Origin of the sequence: Streptomyces virginiae (assembly GCF_041432505.1) — a bacterium.
GTDB lineage: Bacteria > Actinomycetota > Actinomycetes > Streptomycetales > Streptomycetaceae > Streptomyces > Streptomyces virginiae_A.
Genome location: NZ_CP107871.1, coordinates 7,053,180 through 7,070,489, shown reverse-complemented (window position 1 = coordinate 7,070,489; position 17,310 = coordinate 7,053,180). Strand labels below are relative to the sequence as shown.

The 17,310-nt window shown below is 72.1% G+C and carries 18 protein-coding genes; 12 read left to right on the top strand and 6 right to left on the bottom strand.

The window, feature by feature from the left end; all coding sequences use genetic code 11:
• The first annotated feature begins 249 nt into the window (after nt 1-249).
• The gene (locus tag OG624_RS32710; RefSeq protein WP_033220003.1) at nt 250-1,449 is read left to right on the top strand and encodes a saccharopine dehydrogenase family protein; all 1,200 of its coding nucleotides are present in this window, start codon (nt 250-252) and stop codon (nt 1,447-1,449) included.
• Between the two features lie 53 nt (nt 1,450-1,502).
• Here OG624_RS32710 and OG624_RS32705 read toward each other — a convergent pair whose 3' ends face one another.
• Nucleotides 1,503-2,180, bottom strand: coding sequence for an endonuclease V (locus tag OG624_RS32705; RefSeq protein ID WP_326749440.1), 678 nt, complete (start codon nt 2,178-2,180; stop codon nt 1,503-1,505).
• A 26-nt stretch (nt 2,181-2,206) separates the two neighbouring features.
• Here OG624_RS32705 and OG624_RS32700 point away from each other — a divergent pair, with 26 nt between their 5' ends.
• Both OG624_RS32700 and OG624_RS32695 read left to right on the top strand, forming a co-directional pair.
• Entirely contained in the window at nt 2,207-2,506 is a 300-nt protein-coding gene (locus OG624_RS32700) for a YciI family protein (protein WP_033220007.1), read from the top strand.
• Nucleotides 2,507-3,004: 498 nt separating this feature from the next.
• Complete coding sequence (locus OG624_RS32695; protein ID WP_371640135.1) at nt 3,005-3,526, top strand: GNAT family N-acetyltransferase; 522 nt, start codon at nt 3,005-3,007, stop codon at nt 3,524-3,526.
• Here the strand turns inward: OG624_RS32695 and OG624_RS32690 are convergent, their stop codons facing one another.
• The 3 genes from OG624_RS32690 to OG624_RS32680 all read right to left on the bottom strand — a co-directional run bounded on the left by OG624_RS32690 (nt 3,527) and on the right by OG624_RS32680 (nt 7,230).
• Nucleotides 3,527-4,612 carry a WD40/YVTN/BNR-like repeat-containing protein gene (locus OG624_RS32690; RefSeq protein ID WP_371640895.1) on the bottom strand — a complete coding sequence of 362 codons (1,086 nt, stop codon included), beginning with the start codon at nt 4,610-4,612 and terminating at the stop codon, nt 3,527-3,529. It abuts the gene before it with no gap.
• Nucleotides 4,613-4,727: 115 nt separating this feature from the next.
• Entirely contained in the window at nt 4,728-6,371 is a 1,644-nt protein-coding gene (locus OG624_RS32685) for an amidohydrolase (protein WP_371640134.1), read from the bottom strand.
• 112 nt (nt 6,372-6,483) lie between these two features.
• Entirely contained in the window at nt 6,484-7,230 is a 747-nt protein-coding gene (locus OG624_RS32680; protein WP_037968061.1) for a TetR/AcrR family transcriptional regulator, read from the bottom strand.
• 71 nt (nt 7,231-7,301) lie between these two features.
• Between OG624_RS32680 and OG624_RS32675 the strand changes: the two genes are divergently transcribed.
• The 8 genes from OG624_RS32675 to OG624_RS32640 all read left to right on the top strand — a co-directional run bounded on the left by OG624_RS32675 (nt 7,302) and on the right by OG624_RS32640 (nt 15,213).
• Complete coding sequence (locus OG624_RS32675) at nt 7,302-8,750, top strand: purine-cytosine permease family protein (RefSeq protein WP_033220015.1); 1,449 nt, start codon at nt 7,302-7,304, stop codon at nt 8,748-8,750.
• Nucleotides 8,751-8,977: 227 nt separating this feature from the next.
• Nucleotides 8,978-9,394, top strand: coding sequence for an SsgA family sporulation/cell division regulator (locus OG624_RS32670; protein WP_033220016.1), 417 nt, complete (start codon nt 8,978-8,980; stop codon nt 9,392-9,394).
• A gap of 177 nt (nt 9,395-9,571) precedes the next feature.
• On the top strand, nt 9,572-11,215 hold the full coding sequence (locus OG624_RS32665; RefSeq protein WP_326749435.1) for an ABC-F family ATP-binding cassette domain-containing protein: 1,644 nt from the start codon (nt 9,572-9,574) through the stop codon (nt 11,213-11,215).
• A 330-nt stretch (nt 11,216-11,545) separates the two neighbouring features.
• Nucleotides 11,546-12,517, top strand: coding sequence for an acyl-ACP desaturase (locus OG624_RS32660; RefSeq protein ID WP_030728836.1), 972 nt, complete (start codon nt 11,546-11,548; stop codon nt 12,515-12,517).
• Between the two features lie 72 nt (nt 12,518-12,589).
• The gene (locus tag OG624_RS32655) at nt 12,590-12,892 is read left to right on the top strand and encodes a hypothetical protein (protein WP_033220020.1); all 303 of its coding nucleotides are present in this window, start codon (nt 12,590-12,592) and stop codon (nt 12,890-12,892) included.
• Nucleotides 12,885-14,018, top strand: a complete 1,134-nt coding sequence (locus tag OG624_RS32650) for a hypothetical protein (RefSeq protein ID WP_371640133.1) — start codon at nt 12,885-12,887, stop codon at nt 14,016-14,018. Before OG624_RS32655 ends, OG624_RS32650 begins: the two co-directional genes overlap by 8 nt.
• A gap of 101 nt (nt 14,019-14,119) precedes the next feature.
• Nucleotides 14,120-14,635, top strand: a complete 516-nt coding sequence (locus OG624_RS32645) for a hypothetical protein (RefSeq protein WP_371588789.1) — start codon at nt 14,120-14,122, stop codon at nt 14,633-14,635.
• A 116-nt stretch (nt 14,636-14,751) separates the two neighbouring features.
• A complete protein-coding gene (locus tag OG624_RS32640) occupies nt 14,752-15,213 on the top strand; it encodes a hypothetical protein (protein ID WP_371588788.1) in 462 nt (153 codons plus the stop codon).
• Here the strand turns inward: OG624_RS32640 and OG624_RS32635 are convergent, their stop codons facing one another.
• The gene (locus OG624_RS32635) at nt 15,214-15,456 is read right to left on the bottom strand and encodes a WhiB family transcriptional regulator (RefSeq protein ID WP_033220027.1); all 243 of its coding nucleotides are present in this window, start codon (nt 15,454-15,456) and stop codon (nt 15,214-15,216) included.
• 225 nt (nt 15,457-15,681) lie between these two features.
• On the opposite strand from OG624_RS32635, the gene OG624_RS32630 reads away from it, so the two are divergent.
• Nucleotides 15,682-16,344, top strand: a complete 663-nt coding sequence (locus OG624_RS32630; RefSeq protein WP_371640131.1) for a TetR/AcrR family transcriptional regulator — start codon at nt 15,682-15,684, stop codon at nt 16,342-16,344.
• A 9-nt stretch (nt 16,345-16,353) separates the two neighbouring features.
• On the opposite strand, the gene OG624_RS32625 is transcribed toward OG624_RS32630, so the two are convergent.
• Complete coding sequence (locus OG624_RS32625; protein ID WP_371593796.1) at nt 16,354-17,232, bottom strand: alpha/beta hydrolase; 879 nt, start codon at nt 17,230-17,232, stop codon at nt 16,354-16,356.
• Nucleotides 17,233-17,310 lie beyond the last annotated feature (78 nt).

Sequence of the window (17,310 nt, the reverse complement as noted above, 5' to 3'; positions counted from 1 at the left end):
ACCAGTGATGCTAGGAACGTGTTCCATCGAACACAAGCCCCCGGGCGGGGCGCCCGGGGGATCGTCCGACCCCGGAGCGTCCGGGCCGTCCCTTTCGGATCTTGCCGGGCCCGGCCCGCTCGGCAAGCCGAGAGGGACCGCCTGGCTCCGCGCGCCGCTCTCCCCCGCCCGGCGCGGCGTACCCGCTCGTACCGGCGGCCGAGCATCACGCTAGCCTCGGCCACCGAAACCCCCTGGGAGGAGCCGTTCATGAACGCAACTGTCCCGCACGACCGGCCGGAACGCGCCTACGACGTCGTGCTGTTCGGCGCCACCGGGTTCGTGGGCGCGCTCACCGCCGAGTACCTCGCCGCGCACGCGCCCGCCGGCTGCCGGTGGGCGCTGGCCGGCCGGGACACCGCGAAGCTGGAGCGGCTGCGTGAACGGCTGGCCTCGATCGACCCGGCGTGCGCCCGGCTGCCGCTGCTGCGGGCCGACGCCCAGGACCCCGCGGCCGTAAGGGAGCTGGCCGCGTCCACCCGGGTGCTGGCCACGACCGTGGGCCCGTACATCTGGTACGGGGCGGAGCTGGTGGCCGCCTGCGCCGAGGCGGGCACGGACTACGTGGACCTCACGGGCGAGCCGGAGTTCGTGGACCGCATGTACGTCGAGCACGACGCACGGGCCCGGGAGACCGGGGCGCGGATCGTGCACGCCTGTGGCTTCGACTCGATCCCGGCCGACCTCGGGGCGTACTTCACGGTCCGGCAGCTGCCACGGGGGGTCCCGCTGGCGGTCGACGGGTTCATGCGGTCCAACGCCTTCTTCTCCGGCGGCACCCTGGCCTCCGCGCTGACGGCCCTGAGCCGTGGCCCCCAGACCCTGGCCGCGGCGCGTGAGCGCCGGCTGCACGAGCCCCGGCTGCTGGGGCGGCGGGCCCGCGGTCCGGTGGGGGTGCCGCGGTTCAGCCGGGAGACCGGGACGTGGGCGATGCCGTTGCCCTCGCTGGACCCGCGGATCGTGGCCCGGTCGGCGGCCGCGCTGGAGCGCTACGGCCCGGACTTCCGCTACCGGCACTACGCCTCCGTCAAGCACCTGCCCGTCGCGGTGGGCGGTACGGCGGCGCTGGGGGCGACGGTGGCCCTGGCGCAGGTGCCGCCGGCCCGGCGGTGGCTGATGAACCGCTGGGAACCGGGCCAGGGGCCGGACGCGGAGCGCCGTGCGCGCAGCTGGTTCACCGTGCGGTTCGTGGGCGAGGGCGGCGGCCGGCGGGTGTTCACGGAGGTCGCGGGCGGCGACCCCGGTTACGGGGAGACGGCGAAGATGCTGGCCGAGTCGGCGCTGTGCCTGGCCCACGACGCCCTGCCGGAGGTGGCCGGACAGCTGACGACGGCCGTGGCGATGGGCGACGCCCTGATCGCCCGCCTCCAGAAGGCCGGGATCACCTTCCGGGTGGCGGACGCCCGCTGACGCACGGTCGGCCGGTCGCCCGCCGGCCGGCCGGGGCACCCGCACCGGGTGCCTCAGGAGGCCTCCCGCAGCGCTCGGCGGCACAGGGAGTCGGCGTGGCGGGTGGTCTCGGGGATCCGGAAGCGCGGGCTCAGGGCCAGGGCGTGTGCGCAGGCGTTGTCCAGCGAGACCCGGTGCCCGACGGACACGTAGACCGGCTTGATCCCGTCCTGTGTGCGCAGCGCCCGCCCGACCTCGGTCCCGTCGGCCGCGAGGAGCGCGGCGCTGTCGCCCCGCCGGGCGCCCGGTTCCTCGTAGGTGAAGGTGAACGGGTTCTTCGCGATGCCGATGGTCGGGTGTCCGGTGACCACCCCGAGGTGGCAGGCGAGGCCGAAGCCGCGGGGGTGCGCGAGACCGTAGCCGTCGCAGACGACGAGGCCGGGCCCGGTCTTCAGGGAGTCGAGGGCGGCCAGTACGGTCGGCAGCTCGCGGAAGGCGAGCAGCCCGGGCACGTAGGGGAAGCTGACATGCCCGACGGCGGTGGCTTCCTCGACGACCTCCAGGGTGGCGGCGTCGAGCACCACGGCCGCGGCGGCGACCAGGTCGCGCGCGTCGTCGTAGGCGACGTCCACGCCCGTGACGAGGCCGCGGCCGGGTGGCGGGCCGGGCTCGGTGAGCACGACCTGATGGCGTAGTTCGTCCTGTATCGCCCGGGCCTCGGCCTCGTCGGCGGGGGTCTTCACACTCGTCATGATGGAGCGAGAGTAGCCTGGCGATCATGTTCGTCATGGAGCTCAGCTACACCGCCCCTCTCGAGTCCGTCGAAGAGCAGATGGACGCTCACATCGCCTGGCTGGACGGCTACTACGCCGCCGGCGTGTTCCTCGCGTCGGGGCGCAAGGTCCCGCGCGACGGCGGCGTGATCCTGGCCGGTGGGGTGTCCCGGGCGGAGATCGAGCGGATCGCGGCCGAGGACCCCTTCGCGGTGGCGGGTGTCTGCGCCTACACCATCACCGAGTTCATCGCCACGAAGACCTCCGCGGACCTGTCGACGGTGCGGGAGAACCCGGTCACGTAGGCCCTCTCTTCCGGATGGTGCCGGTCGAGCCCGGGCGGTCGGTGCCATGGCGTCTCCCCAGGCCCACAGGGCCGAGGGGCAGCATCGCAAGGCGGAGGGTCCGGACGAGCCCGCCCGGCGCGGTGACCGGCAGCGTTCACCGGGTCGCACGGCCCGTCGGCGCCGCACCGAGGTGTCGGAACATGGGACTACGTCCGCGCCGGGACGGGACGGCCCCTTGGGCCGTCGCTCGTGGATCCTGCCGGTCGAACCCGGGGCGTCCGGTGCCGTGCCGTGCGGGTCGGGCACGCGGGCGTCCCCTGCCCCGAACCCCCTCCGGGCCCGAGGCTGTCCCGTTCGTCCGGGCTCCGCGCAAGCTCCACGGTCCACCTGGCGACGCTTTCCCTTCGGCCGTGGCGTGCCCGGGGACCCCTCGCACCGGACTCCGCTCCCTGATCCGGCCCGACCGACCGGACGTCCCCCAGAACCCCTCGACCGCCCTCACCCACCGGAGTGTTCATGCAGCCGCGCCTCGCCGTTCCCGCCGACGTCCCCGAGCTCATACGCCTGCGCGCCGCCGCGCTCGACGCCCTCGGGGTCGACCCCGGGCCCGCCGACGCCGCCTGGCGACAGGTCGCCCGCACCTGGTTCCTCGAACGCGTCGGCGACCGCCCCCACGTACGCTGCCTGGTCGTCGGCGGAGCCCCCGGCGAACCGCTGCTCGCCACCGGCATGGCCTGGGTCACCTACCACCTGCCCGGTCCGCTGTGGACCGACGGCCGGCGCGGCTACCTCGACGGGATCGTCACCGACGCGCCCGCCCGTGGGCGGGGTCACGGCCGCCGGATCGTCGACGCGTTGGTCGCCTGGCTCGGCAGCGTCGACATCCACTACGTGCAGCTGCACGCGAGCCCGGACGGCGAGCCCGTCTACCGGGCCGCGGGCTTCACCGCCGGGCGCTACCCGGGCATGGACCTCGTCACCACCCCGGCGCCGCCCGCGCCCCCGGCCGCGCCGGCCCCGCCTGCCCCGGCCGGCTGATCAGCGGCGCCGTTCCAGCCGCGCCACGCGTCCCTTCTCCCCCGCCGCCCAGCATCCGGTGTCCGTCGCGCAGTCGACCGTGTCGAAGGAGCCCGCCTCCAGGGACCGCCAGCCGCGACCCCCGTCCGTGGTCACATCGGTGCCGGTGGGCCCGACCGCGAGCGCCGTCCCCCGGCTGTACGGGAACCAGGCCGCGCCCGAGCGGTAGGCCGGCGGCGGTGTCGCGGCCTGGCGCCAGGTGCGTCCCCCGTCCGCGGACACGGCCGCGGCCTGCGGGGAGGCCTGCCCGGTGCGGTAGTCACCGCCGACCGCGAGTCCCCTCGTACGGTCCCGGAAGGCGAGGGCGAAGACCCCGCGCGCCGGATCGCCCGCCGGGACGGTGGATTCGGCGACCCGCCAGGTCAGGCCGCGGTCAGCGGAGTGCAGCACGCGGGCCTGCGCCCCGCCGCCGGTGGCCAGCCACACGTCGCGCGGGCCGGAGCTCACCAGGCACTGGCCGCTCGCGGCGAAGCCCGCCTCGCCCGGCAGCGCCTCGGGCATGCCCTCGTTCGGCAGGACCCGCCAGGTGCGGCCGCCGTCGTCGGTGGCCAGGATGTGGAACTTCCCGTCCACCGGATCGCTCATGGCCAGGCCGTGGCGGGCGTCGAAGAAGGTGAGGCAGTCGTAGAAGGCGCGCGGGTCGGGGTTGCGGAAGGCCTCGGTCCAGGTGGCTCCGCCGTCCTCGGTGCGCAGGACGCGGGATGCCTCGCCCTCCCCGATGGACAGGGCCACCGCGCGCCGTGCGTCGAAGGCCTCGATGTCGCGGAACTCCAGACCCTCCGCGACCGCGCCGGGTGGCGAGACGTCACGCCAGCTGCGGCCACCGTCCACCGTGCGCAGCACGGTCCCCTTGGAACCGGCCACCCAGGCCGTGGTCCGGGTGACCGCCGCGAGTCCGCGGAAGCGTACGTCGCTCTTCCCGGTGTCCTTCAGGGCCCAGCCGGCGCCGCGTAAGTCCTGTGCCACCGGGGCCGGGTCGGTGGCCGGGGCCGCATCGGCCTGGGCGGGGGCGGCCAGTACCCCCACGACCAGGGCTGCCGCGCACATGCCGATTCCGAGTTCCAGAAGTCTCATGGCGCCGGAAGCTAACGCACCCGGGATGCGCCGTCCAGAGCGCCTTCCGGCCCCTGCCGTCGCACCTGCCCCAGCCCCCGTGGCCGGGTCACAGGCTCGCGTCGCGGTGGGTCACGCCGCCGTCGAGGACGGTGAGGAGCACGGGCAGCTGCGGCAGTTCGGTGGCGGCGACGGTGAGCGGGTCGTCGGCGAGGACCGTCAGGTCGGCGCGGTGGCCGAGGGCGATCCGGCCCGCCAGATCCTCCTCGCCGGCGGCACGGGCGGCGTTGACGGTCATGCCCTGGAGGGCCTGGAGCGCGGTGAGGGCCTGCTCGGGACCGTGCGGGGCCTGGGTGAGGTCGCGGCTGGGTCGGCGGTGGCGGGCGCCGCCCATCACGCCGAGCGGCGGGTACGGGGCGATCGGCCAGTCCGAACCGAGGACCACGGTGGCTCCGGAGTCCCACAGGTCGCGGCAGCGCCAGGCGCGTGAGGCGCGCTCCTCGCCGAGCCGGCGGGACCAGTTGTCGGTGTGATCGGCACGGGTGAAGTCGCAGCAGTGGGTGGGCTGTACGGAGGCGATGACGTCGAGCTCGGCGAAGCGGCGCAGGGTGTCGTCGGGGACGGTCTCGATGTGCTCGACCCGATGGCGCACCCGGGACCCGGACCCGGACCCGAGCCCGTCGGAGGCCCGGGCCTTCTCGATCGCGTCGAGCACGTGCCGTACGGCGGCGTCGCCGATGGCGTGGGTGGCGACGGGCACGCCGGCCCGGTGGAACTGGCCGACGATCCTCGTGTAGACCTCCGGGTCGGGCCAGAAGGCGTGTGTGGACTCGCCGTTGCGGTCCGGTTGTTCCAGCCAGGCGGTGCCGTTGTCGATCGTGCCGTCCATGAAGATCTTCACGCCTTCGGTGCGCCACAGCCGGCCGCCGACGCCCTGCCCGGCGATGAGCGCGTGCACGGCCTCGGCGTCGGAGCCGGGCTGGCACCAGGGCGCGACGCGCAGGCGCAGCGGCAGTCGACCGGCGTCGTCGAGTTCGGCGTAGAAGGCGAGGCTGTCCCCGTTCGCGTCCATGGCGTGGCCGCCGGTCAGCCCGGCGGCGGCCATCGCACGCAGTGCGACGGCCAGCCGGTCGCGGCGCTCCTCGCGGGTGGGCTGCGGGGCGACGCGTTCGACGAGTTCGCAGGCGGCGTCCTCCAGGAGCAGGCCGGTGGGCCGGCCCTCCGCGTCGCAGACCACCTCGGCGGAGGCCTGGTCGAAGGTCCGCGGCCCGTCCACACCGGCGAGTTCGAGGGCGCGCCGGCTGGCCAGCATGGAGTGCGCGTCGAAGAGCAGGAGGGTGGCGGGCACGCCGTCGAGGACGGAGTCGAAGGGGGCGATCTCGACGGGCCGGTCCCCGAAGGCGTTCGGGTCCAGGCCCCAGCCGGTCAGCCAGGCACCGCGGGCGAGTCCGCGCACGCCGGCGGCGAGCGTCTCGCGGAGCTGGTCCAGGTCGCTGCAGCCGGACAGGTCGAGGCCATGGGTCAGTTCGGCGCCCGAGACGGGGTGGATGTGGCCGTCGACCAGGCCGGGGGTCACGACGGCCCCCTTGAGGTCGACCACCGTGGTCGAGGCGTCGGCGAGCGCTCGGACGTGGTGGTCGTCGCCGAGCGCCGTGATCCGTCCGTCGGCCGCGGCCAGGGCGGTGTCCGGCAGGAACCCGCCCGTGGCCGGGTCGAGCAGACGGGCGTTGAGCAGGACGAGCGAGGTGCGCACGGAGCCTCCAGCGGGGGCGGGGGTGGGGAGCGTCGGGCGGGGCCAAGGGGGACGCAAGGGGGACGCAAGGGGGCAAAGGAGGTGAGGGCGACGGGACCGGCAGGGGAAGGGATCAGGTGTCGCGGGTGAGGGCGCCGTGGGGCAGGCCGAGTTCGCGCTCCGCGGTGGTGACCGCCATCCGGGTCACCGCGTCGGGACGGTCGCGGTCCTCGGTGTTGGCGTGGGCGCCGAGGCCGTCGAGGACGACGAGGATCTGAATGGCCGTCACGTACGGGTCCCGCGTACGGAACTCGCCGTGCTCGACGCCCTCGCGGATCACGTCTTCCAGCCGGCCTCGCCAGGCGGCCTCCTGCTCGGCGACCCGGTCACGCAGGAGCGGCCGGTAGCGGCTGAGGTGGCGGGCGTTGATCCAGAGCCGACTGATGGCGTCGTAGGCCTCTCCGGAGGTGCGACCGAAGAACCGCTCCAGCCGCTCGGTCGCGGTCGACGCGTCCGCACCGGCGCCCGCGCCGGCGCCCGCCCCTGCGGGCCCCGTGAGCCCTGCGGACCCTGCGAGCGCCGCCGCTCCCGCGGGCCCTGTCGCCGCGGCCGTGGCGGTGGGTGCCTGCGTTCCGGCCGGCAGCAGGACCTCCAGCTCGGCCCCGGCGGCCGTCCCGAACGCCTCGGCGACCAGGTCCTCCACCGAGGGGAAGTAGTGACTGATCAGTCCGGGCCGGACGTCGAGCTCGTCGGCGATCCGGCGCAGCGTGAGGCACTCCAGCCCCTCGGCCAGGGCGACCGCGGCGGCCGTCTCGACGATCTCGGCCCTGCGGGCCTCCGGGGACTTGCGAATTCGCTTGCGCTGGACGCTTGACGACATACCGAGGATGCTATTGAGTGTGCGACCAATAAGCAAGCGAGGCGGACACGCCCAGCACCCGGAGGTCCCTCATGGCGTCCCCGATCCCTGACTCGCCTCCCGGCTCGCACCCGGCCCCCGGAGCACTCGGCCCGGCCGCGCCGACCTCGGAACGGGCCACCCGCATCGAGGCCCACGGCATCGACCACATCCCCGACTCCGAGCGCCACGGCCGCCCCCGGGACCTCTTCTCCGTCTGGGCCGCGGCGAACGTCAACTACCTCAGCCTGGTGATCGGCGGCGCGCTGGTCCTCATGGGGCTGAGCCTGTGGCAGTCCGTCGCCGTGATCGTGATCGGCAATCTGTTCTGGCTGCTCACCGGCCTGCTCGCCACCTCGGGCCCGGCGGCCGGCGCACCCAGCGAGGTGATCACCCGGGCCATGTACGGGGTCATCGGCAACCGGGTGATGAACGCGGTCGGCGGCTGGCTGGTCTCCGTCTGCTACTTCGCCCTGAACCTGGCCGCGGCGGCGGCCGCGGCCTTCGCCCTCGTGGAGCGGGCCGGCATCACGACGAACACCGGGATCAAGGCCGCCGTCATCGTGACCATCGCCGCGTTCACCCTGGCCATCAGCGTCTACGGACACGCGATGATCATGAAGCTCTACCTTCCGATGACCCTGGTCCTGGCCGCCGCCTTCGCCGTCGTCGCCGTCGCCGTGCTCGGGCACACCGACTTCGCCTACCGGCCCGACCCGCCCCTGACCGGCGTCGACCTCGGGGCGGTGCTGCTCGCCGGCACCACACTCGTCGCCTCGGGCCCGCTCTCCTACACCACCAGCGCCGACTTCTCCCGCTACCTGCCCCGCTCGTCCTCACGGAGGGCGATCATCGGCTGGACGGCCTTCGGAGCCTTCGTCCCCAGCGCCGTCGTCTGTTCGCTGGGCGCCTTCGCGGCGACCGCGGTCGACATGAGCGATCCCCAGGCCGCGCTGCAGAAGGTCCTGCCCGGGTGGTTCCACCCGGTCTTCCTGCTCGCCCTGATCCTCGGCACGATCTCCGTCAACGCCCTGACCGCCTACAGCGCCGGGCTCGCCCTGCAGGCCGTCGGGATCCGCATCCGACGCTCCGTCAGCGTCCTGTTCGACGGGGCCGTCGCCGTCGCGCTGACCCTGTACGGGCTGCTCGTCTCCAACCTCCTGGACACCGTCAGCAACTCGCTGCAGCTGATCGTCGTCCTGATCGGCCCGGTCATGGCGATCTACGCGACCGACATCCTGCTGCGCCGCTTCCGCTACGACGGCAGGGCGCTGGCCGACGAGAGCACCGGCAGCCCCTTCTGGTACACCGGGGGCGTCCATCTCGCCGGTGCCCTCGCGCTCGTGGCCGGGGTGGGCGCGGCCGCTCTGTGCGTCAACACCCTCTACACCGGGCCGATCGCCTCGGCCCTGGGCGGCATCGACCTCTCCCTGCCGGTCGGCATGACCGTCTCCGCCGCCCTCTACGCGGCCTCGGCCCGGACCCTTACGCCTGTGGAGTGATCGGTTACCGGCCCTTCTCGGAGGCGCCCCGGACCCGTCGCGGCGCGGGGCCACCTTCGGGCACATCGCCCGTCCGGTCACTCTGTGCGATCACACAGGGTGGTTCCAGCCAATCGGTGACACAGCTCACGCAACGGCCCATGCACGGATTTGCCGATTCCGGCGTCTATCGGGTTGCCGGGCCCCACCAACAGCCCGGCAGCAGATCCGCCGCAAGGGAGTGAGCCTTGATCACTGTCATCGAGCAGGCCGCACAGGCCCGTCTGGTCGCCACCGCGCCGAAGGTCGAGACCGTGCCCGTCACCCTCTGCTACGACCGCGCGGATCCGTTCGCCGTGCGCATGGCCTTCCCCGCCCCCGCCACGCTGGAGGGCGTCGAGGTCTCGTGGACCTTCTCGCGCGAGCTGTTGGAGTCCGGGTTGGACCGCCCGTCGGGCTACGGCGACGTACGGGTGCGCCCGTACGACGGCGACCGGACCACCATCGAGTTCCACGCGACCGAGGGCGTCGCGATCGTGCTGATGCTGACGGCGGAGCTGCACCGCTTCCTGGAGCGGGCGGCGACGGTGGTGCCGCCCGGCCTCGAACACCTCTACCTGGACATGGACCACAGCCTGGCCGAGCTGATGAGAGACACCTGCTGAGTAATTCGTTTGCGGGCGGCGACGGCCGCCCGTAGCTTCGAAGACGGCCCATCCCCGTCGAAACGGAGCAGGACATTGCTCGTCTGAGGTTCGAGACACCGACCACCACGCCCTACGGCTGAACCGTCGGCTGTCTCCCCGCGTTGCACGCACCACTCACGCAACCTGGAGGCCTCCATGAGTCATGCCCCTGCTTTCATCACCTGCTCCGCCCTGTCCTTCGACTGGCCCGACGGCACCCCCGTCTTCGACGGGTTCCAACTCACTGTGGGCCCCGGCCGCACCGGCCTGATCGGGCTCAACGGCTGCGGGAAGTCCACCCTGCTGAAGCTGATCGCCGGCGAACTGACCCCGACCGAGGGCCAGTCCTCCGTCGCCGGCTCGGTCGGATACCTCCCGCAGAACATCACCCTCGACACCGCGTTGCGCGTGGACGAGGCACTCGGTATCCACACCACCCGCGCCGCACTCCACGCCATCGAGGCGGGCGAGGCCACCGAGGCGAACTTCACGGCCGTCGGCGACGACTGGGACGTGGAGGAGCGGGCCCTGGCCACGCTCGACCAGCTCGGTCTCGCCCGGATCGGCCTGGACCGCACCGTCGGCGAACTGTCGGGCGGTGAGTCCGTACTGCTGCGGCTGGCCGCCCTGCTGCTCGCCCGCCCCGACGTCCTGCTGCTGGACGAGCCCACCAACAACCTGGACCTACGGGCCCGTAGCCGGCTGTACGCGGCGGTCGAGTCCTGGTCCGGGGTGATGCTCCTGGTCAGCCACGACCGGGAACTGCTGGAGCGGGTCGACCAGATCGCCGACCTGCGCGACGGCGAAGTGCGCTGGTACGGGGGCAACTTCACGGACTACGAGGAGATGCTCGCCGCCGAGCAGGAGTCGGCCGAGCGGATGGTCCGGGTCGCGGAGGCCGACGTACAGCGGCAGAAGCGCGAACTGGCGGACGCGCAGGTCAAATTGGCGCGGCGCAAACGGTACGGACAGAAGATGTACGACACCAAGCGCGAGCCGAAGATCGTGATGGGCGCGCGCAAGCGCGCGGCCCAGGAGTCGGCGGGCAAGCACCGGATCATGCACACCGAGAAACTGGCGCAGGCGAAGGAGCGCCTGGACCACGCGGTGGAGGCGGTGCGCGACGACGACGAGATCCGGATCCAACTGCCCGCCACCCAGGTCCCGCCGGGACGGCAGGTCCTGACGCTGAGCGACCTGCGCCTGGCCCACGGGGCCGCCGTGCGGGGCGAGTGGGAACTGCGGGGTCCGGAGCGGATCGCCCTGGTGGGCCGCAACGGCTCGGGCAAGACCACCCTGCTGCGCACGATCGCGGGGCAGCTCGCGCCGGAGTCCGGGGCGGTGGTGGCGCACGTGACGACGCGGTTCCTGCCGCAGCGGCTCGACGTGCTGGACGAGAGCCGTTCGGTGGTGGAGAACGTGGCGCGGTTCGCCCCGCAGGCCACGAACAACCTGATCCGGGCCCGGCTCGCGCACTTCCTGTTCCGCGGCGCCCGGGCGGACCGTCCGGCCGGCACGCTGTCGGGCGGCGAACGCTTCCGGGCGACACTGGCGGCCCTGCTGCTGGCGGAGCCGGCTCCGCAGCTGCTCATGCTGGACGAGCCGACGAACAACCTGGACCTGTCGAGCGTGCGGCAGCTGACCGACGCGCTGGAGTCGTACGAGGGCGCGCTCGTGGTGGCGAGCCACGACGTGCCGTTCCTGGAGTCGATCGGCATCACACGATGGCTCCTGCTGGACGGCGAGCTGCGCCCGACCACGGCCGAGGAGGTCCGGGAAACCCTGTGGTCGGGTGAGTGACAGCTCGTCGGCGTCGGCGTCGGCGTCGCCGGTGGGTCCGACACCGGACCCGCCGGCCTGCCGGCGTGTGGGCGGCGCGGGCCGGCCGACCGGCCGGCCGGCCGGTCAAGCGGAATCAAATTTCTCGCGTCGGAACGGGGCTCGCGAACCACCTGCCGGCGTGATTTCGGCCCTTCGAACCCCGCTCAGGCCGCTCATAAACTGCATAGATAGCTGGATGTAACCGGACATACACCTACCGGGGGGTTGGCTGGCCTTGATGTCACGCTTAACCTACGACTCCGTAGGCTACGGAACCGTAGGTAGTTCGCTTTACACCCAGGAGTACCCGTGACGATCACCTCTCCCCACCTCGGCAGCTCGGAGGCGTGGACGGACGCCAAGCTGCTGTTCGCGCTGGAAGAAGTGGTCGAAAAGGAGCTCAACCGCCATCTGAAGGTCACCAAGGACTGGATGCCCCACGAGTACGTCCCGTGGAGCGAGGGCCGGAACTTCCCCGGCTTCTTCGAGGACGGCGAAGCCTGGGACCCGCAGCAGTCCAAGGTCACCGACATCGGCAAGATCGCGCTGGTCGTGAACCTGCTGACCGAGGACAACCTCCCGAGCTACCACCACGAGATCGCGTCGCTCTTCGGCCGCAACGGCGCCTGGGGCACCTGGGTGCACCGTTGGACCGCCGAGGAGGGCCGCCACGGCATCGTGATGCGCGACTACCTGCTGGCCTCGCGCGCCGTGGACCCGGACAAGCTCGAAGCGTTCCGCATGCAGCACATGTCGGAGGGGTTCGAGTCCGACAACCGCCACTCGATGCTGCACTCGGTGGCGTACGTGGCCTTCCAGGAACTCGCGACCCGCATCTCGCACCGCAACACCGGCCACCAGTCCGGTGACCCGGTCTGCGACCGGATGCTGGCCCGCATCGCGCAGGACGAGAACCTGCACATGGTCTTCTACCGCAACCTGCTGGGCGCGGCCTTCGAGCTCGCCCCGGACCTGACCATGCAGGCCGTGCGCGACGTCGTCGTCAACTTCCGGATGCCCGGACACGGCATGCCCGGCTTCGAGCGGATGGCCGCACAGATGGCCATCGGCGGGGTCTACAACCTGCGGATCCACCACGACGACGTGCTGAGCCCCGTGATCCGCTTCCTCAAGATCATGGACATCGACGGCCTCGGCCCGGAGGGCCAGAAGGCCCAGGAGGAGCTCGGTCTGTTCATGAACGGCCTGGACTCCGAGGCCCGCAAGTTCGACGAGAAGCTGGCCGCCCGCGCCGCCCGCCTCGCCGCACGCAAGGGCTGACCGATTTCCGCTCGCTCGGGCGAGTGACGCCGATTGCCCTGGCAGAGCCGCGCTCTGCCAGGGTTTCGCGTCATGACCTCGCTCCAGGTGGACATCGACCAGCTGACCCGTCTGACGCGCGCCCTGGACTCCTCGCTGGTCTCCCTTCGGGAGGCCCGGCGCGCCCTGGACCACGTACGGCCCGATCAGCTGGGTACGGCGGACCTCGACGCGGCGTGTGACGGCTTCCAGGAACGCTGGGCCTACGGCACGCGGGAGCTGACCAAACGCGTCAAGGACCTCCGGGAGGGCGTGGACCGCAGCGCCTCGGAGTACGCGGAGCTGGATCAGGCCGTGCGTGCGGCCTTCCTCCGGGCGGCGGCCGCACGTGACTGAGTACGCGACGCTGGGCTTCGACCCGGCCCCCGGTGATCCCGCGTCGGTCCTGGCCCTGGCCAAGAAGCTCAGCGCCTCGGCCACCTCCCTCGGGGAGGCCTCCCGGGTGCTGAAGGACCTGGTCTCCCACAGTTCGGCCTGGCAGGGCGAGGCCGCCACCGCCTTCCGCGCCTCCCTCTCGCAGGACCTCCCCCGCTACCTCGGCGCGGCCCACACCTCCCTCGCGGAGGCGGCCCGCCGGCTCACGGGCTGGCACGACACCCTGGTCGCCCACCGCACGCTGGCCCAGCAGTACGAGGCCCGGGCCGCGGCGGCGAAGACGGAGGAGGCCGTCACCGATGCCCGCCGCCTGGCCCGCGAACTCGCCTCCGAGCACGGCACGGCCGCCCGCCGGGTGGCACAGACCCTGAACGCGGCGACGGACCGACTGGCCCCGAAGGAACCGGGCCTCCTGGCCTCGATCTGGAACAAGATCGTCGAAGACCCGGCGGACGCGATGTCGAACGCGTCGGCGATGCTCGGATTCGTCGGCGCGTTGGTGGCTCTGGCCTGCCCGCCGGCAGGGCTGGCGATCATGCTCGTCGGTAGCGGCCTGTCCTTGGCGGCCCTGGCCATGCACACCTCGGACCCGAAGTTCCGCAAGTCCCTGTCCGACGGCTTCACGAAGGGCCAGTTCGACGCGGACTTCTGGAAAAGCAGCGTGACGCTCCTCGGCGACACCGTCGGCACGGTCCCGGGCGTGGCGGCGGTCGCCTCCGGCGCCAAGGCGGGCACGGCGGCCGCCCGGGCGGCGATGGCGGCAGCTCCAGAAGGCAGCGCGGTAGTGGGGCTGGCGCCCGGGGCCACCGCGTTCCGCCAGTCGGCCTGGTCCACGTCGGACGAGCTCCGGCAGCTGGAAAGCCCCCTGACAGGGTGGGCCATGCGGTCATCGACTCCGGACGCCAGAGAACGAGCGGGCGTGGCGGTCGCAGGTACCGGCGCGCTGACTGCCGCGCTGGACTACACCCCGGACAACGAAACAGTCGAACAGAGCTCCACTGCGGTGGACGGCACCCGCGGGGTCCTGGAGGACACTCCTTCGGCGATCAGGAAATCAGGCCACGTCTGGACGGCGCTGAGGCCATGACATATCAGGGTGGCCTGCCTCAGGTCTGGTTCCGCCTCCCCCCGGGCTTTCATGACATCGGCCCCGAGGACGCCGCAGCCCTGGATTCGTACGCTGACGCCTTGGGCAGCCCCGCCGCCCAACGGGAACTGTCCCAGCTCGTAGACCGACTGGAGAACCTTGCGGCGCACGACGTTGTGCACACCGCACTTGGCTTCCACCCCGAAGAGCCGGTCGGGGCCGCCACTTCATTGTTCTCCCTGACAATCCAGCGGGGTAAGCAGCCCAACTCTCGGCTCTTCGTTGCACGCACAGCTCTGGCCATCGCCCGCTCACCGCTGTGGACCAGTGCCGTCCGCAGATTCATCGAGCTGCCGTCAGCCCTACCGTGCTGTCTGGTGTCCGGGGTCATTTCCGTGCCTGATGTTGAACATCACTTGTTTCAGGCCAGAGTCGCGACCGCACATCCAGATGGGCTCCACCTGCTCGTGCTCGATCTGACCAGCGCCTCGACCCAACACGCCGATGCTTACACGGACATCCTCGAGGCCGTTGCGCACACCCTCCAGTTCACCAACCCCGAACCGAGTGTGCCGAAGGCCGCCGGGACCTCACGCATCCTGGAGGTACTCCTATGAGCGTCACGCTCACCAAGGCCGCCTGGGACCACGCTCCGACAGTTGTCGGCTACAGAAAGTTGGCTCTCCGCCGCCTCGGATGGGTACTGAGCCTTGGCGGCCCACCCATGACTGCCATGGCCTGCACTGGTTTCATCCCGTATGCCGGACTGGTCTTTGCCCTCACGGCCGTACTCGCGGCCCCCCTCTTCCCCTGGGTGGTCATCGCCTACCTCCGTCGGCGTCGCGTCGCCGCGGTACTGCAGGCGTACCCCTGGAACGAGCTCCCGTGCCGGCACCAGCGCCGAGTGAACGGCAGCCCTGCAACCGTCGCCATCCCGTTCCGCGAGGACTTCACGGCCATGTTCCGGATCATCCCGTTCCCCGTGCCGCTCGCCCTGCTGGAAGACAGCCACCCGGACAGGATCTGGTTCGCGGGCGACCCCCGCTTCGGCGGCGTCGTGTCGCCCGTCGGGGGGCACTACCCCGTGCGCGTCGTCCCCCACACGCCGCGCCGGGAGGAGTGCGGTGGCGAGGGGTTCGAGCTCGCGCGGCGGGTGGGGTTGGTGCGCGGGAGTGGGAAGGCGACGCGCACCTGATCAGCGGCGGCGCAGGGCCTGTCGCTCGGACTCCGAGAGGCCGCCCCAGACGCCGAACCGCTCGTCGTTGGCCAGGGCGTACTCCAAGCACGCAGCCCGCCCCTCGCACGCCCCGCACAGTCGCTTCGCGTCACGCAGGGAGGAGCCGGGCTCCGGGAAGAAGAAGCCGGGGCCCGTCTGGGCGCACAGGGCGAGGTCGTACCAAGCGGTGTCAGTGGTTGCGGTGGTGGTGTTAATCGACATGCCGGTGATCCTGGCCGCCGCAGATGGACGTCCGATCAACGACTGATCAACACGCTGTCATCCCCGCGCACAGGTACGCCGACCACCGGCCGATTTCTTCCCTCGGCACCAGGTCGAACCGGCCCCCTTCCCGCCCTACCTCGTCCTCCGGAGCATCGCATCCGCCACTGACATCGAGACCGTTCGGCACAGAGTGAACGACCGTGCGTTCGGTAAGATGGCGCCATGGCTGACGGACGTGTGGAACGCGGCAACCAGACGCGGCGGGTCGTTCTCGACCGCACGATGAACATCGCTTCCGTGGACGGCCTGGAAGGCCTGTCCCTGGGGAAGATCGCCGCGGATCTCGGCCTGAGCAAGAGTGGGGTTTTCGCGCTCTTCGGTTCCAAGGAGGACCTGCAGCTCGCCACCGTGCGTGCCGCTGTGGACGTGTTCAAGGACGAGGTGGTGCGGCCGGTGCACCGGGACCCCGACGGTCTCGCCAAGGTGTGGCGGCTGTGCGAGCGCTGGCTCGACTACTCCGGGCGCCGGGTGTTCCCCGGCGGATGCTTCTTCTACTCCGTCTCCGCGGAGTTCGATGCCCGCCCCGGCCCGGTACGGGACGAGATCGCCGCGGCGCGGGCCGACTGGACGCGGTACATCGAGCGGCTCCTGGACGAGGCGCGACTGACGGGCGGGTTCCGGGACGCGTCCGACGCGGACGAGGTACCTCAGGTCACCTTCGAGTTGACGGCCCTGATGGAACTGGCCAACGCGCATTCCGTACTGCACGGCGACCCGCTGGCGTACGAGCGGGCCGGCCGGGGGATCCTGCGCCGGCTGCGCGCGGTGGCGGCCGATCCGGATGAACTCCCGGAGCGGCCGCCCGCGTTCACTTCGCCCTCCTGACCTCCGCCTTCATGCTCGCCGCACGGTCGCGGTGGCGGGCTCGGGCGCCGGCTCGGAGAGCACGAAATCGACCGTGGTCGCGATGACGGCGGGGTCGGACAGGATGCGGCGGTGGCCGAGGCCCGTGGTCTCGATCAGGCGGGCCTGCGGGCCGTACGCGGCGGCGATCGCGCGGGACTGGGCGGGGTCGATCACGTCGTCCTCCGTGTCGTGGAAGAGGAGGATCGGCGCCGGTGTGCCGGGAAGGCGACGGCGGGCGTCGAGGCGCTGCCAGATGTCGGGATCGCCGGGGAAGAGTCGGCGCTCGACATGGGTGCGCAGGACGCGGCCGACTCCCTCGCCGAGGTTCAGCCCGGCCCGGAACCGCTCGACGAGATAGTCGAAGTGGGCCACGCCTCCGATGCCGATGACGCGATCGGCCGGTATGCCGTCGTTCAGCATGGAGAAGGTGGCGACCACGCCGAAGGAGTGGGCCACGACGGCCGAGAAGTCACCGTGCTCCGCGTGCAGTCGGCCGATGATGGCGCGGTAGTCGAGGATCGTGGAGAACCGGCCGTCCGACTCCCCGTGCCCCGGCGCGTCGAAGGCGATCACGGTGCGGCCCTGGGCGCGCAGGGCCTCGACGAAGGCGGCGAAGCGTGAGGCGCGCGAGGACCAGCCGTGCACGATCAGCACGGGCCGACCCCCGTTCCCCCACCGGTAGGTGGTCACGGCCGTGCCGCGCACCACCATCCGCCCGGTCTCCGCCCGTGCCATGACCTCCGCCTCCTCGGGCCTTGGTCGCGCGCGCCCGAGAGGCTTGACGAAGAGCGCGAAGACCCGGGGACCGGCCAGGCCCGGGGCGAGCCGGCTGGTGATGTTGAGGGTGGTGCTCAGGAGTGAAGCCATGGGGTGCATGTGCGGGTTCTCCGGAATTCTCCTCAGGGCGGCCAGATGCCGAGGCAGCCAACGCGGAGATATTAGCAC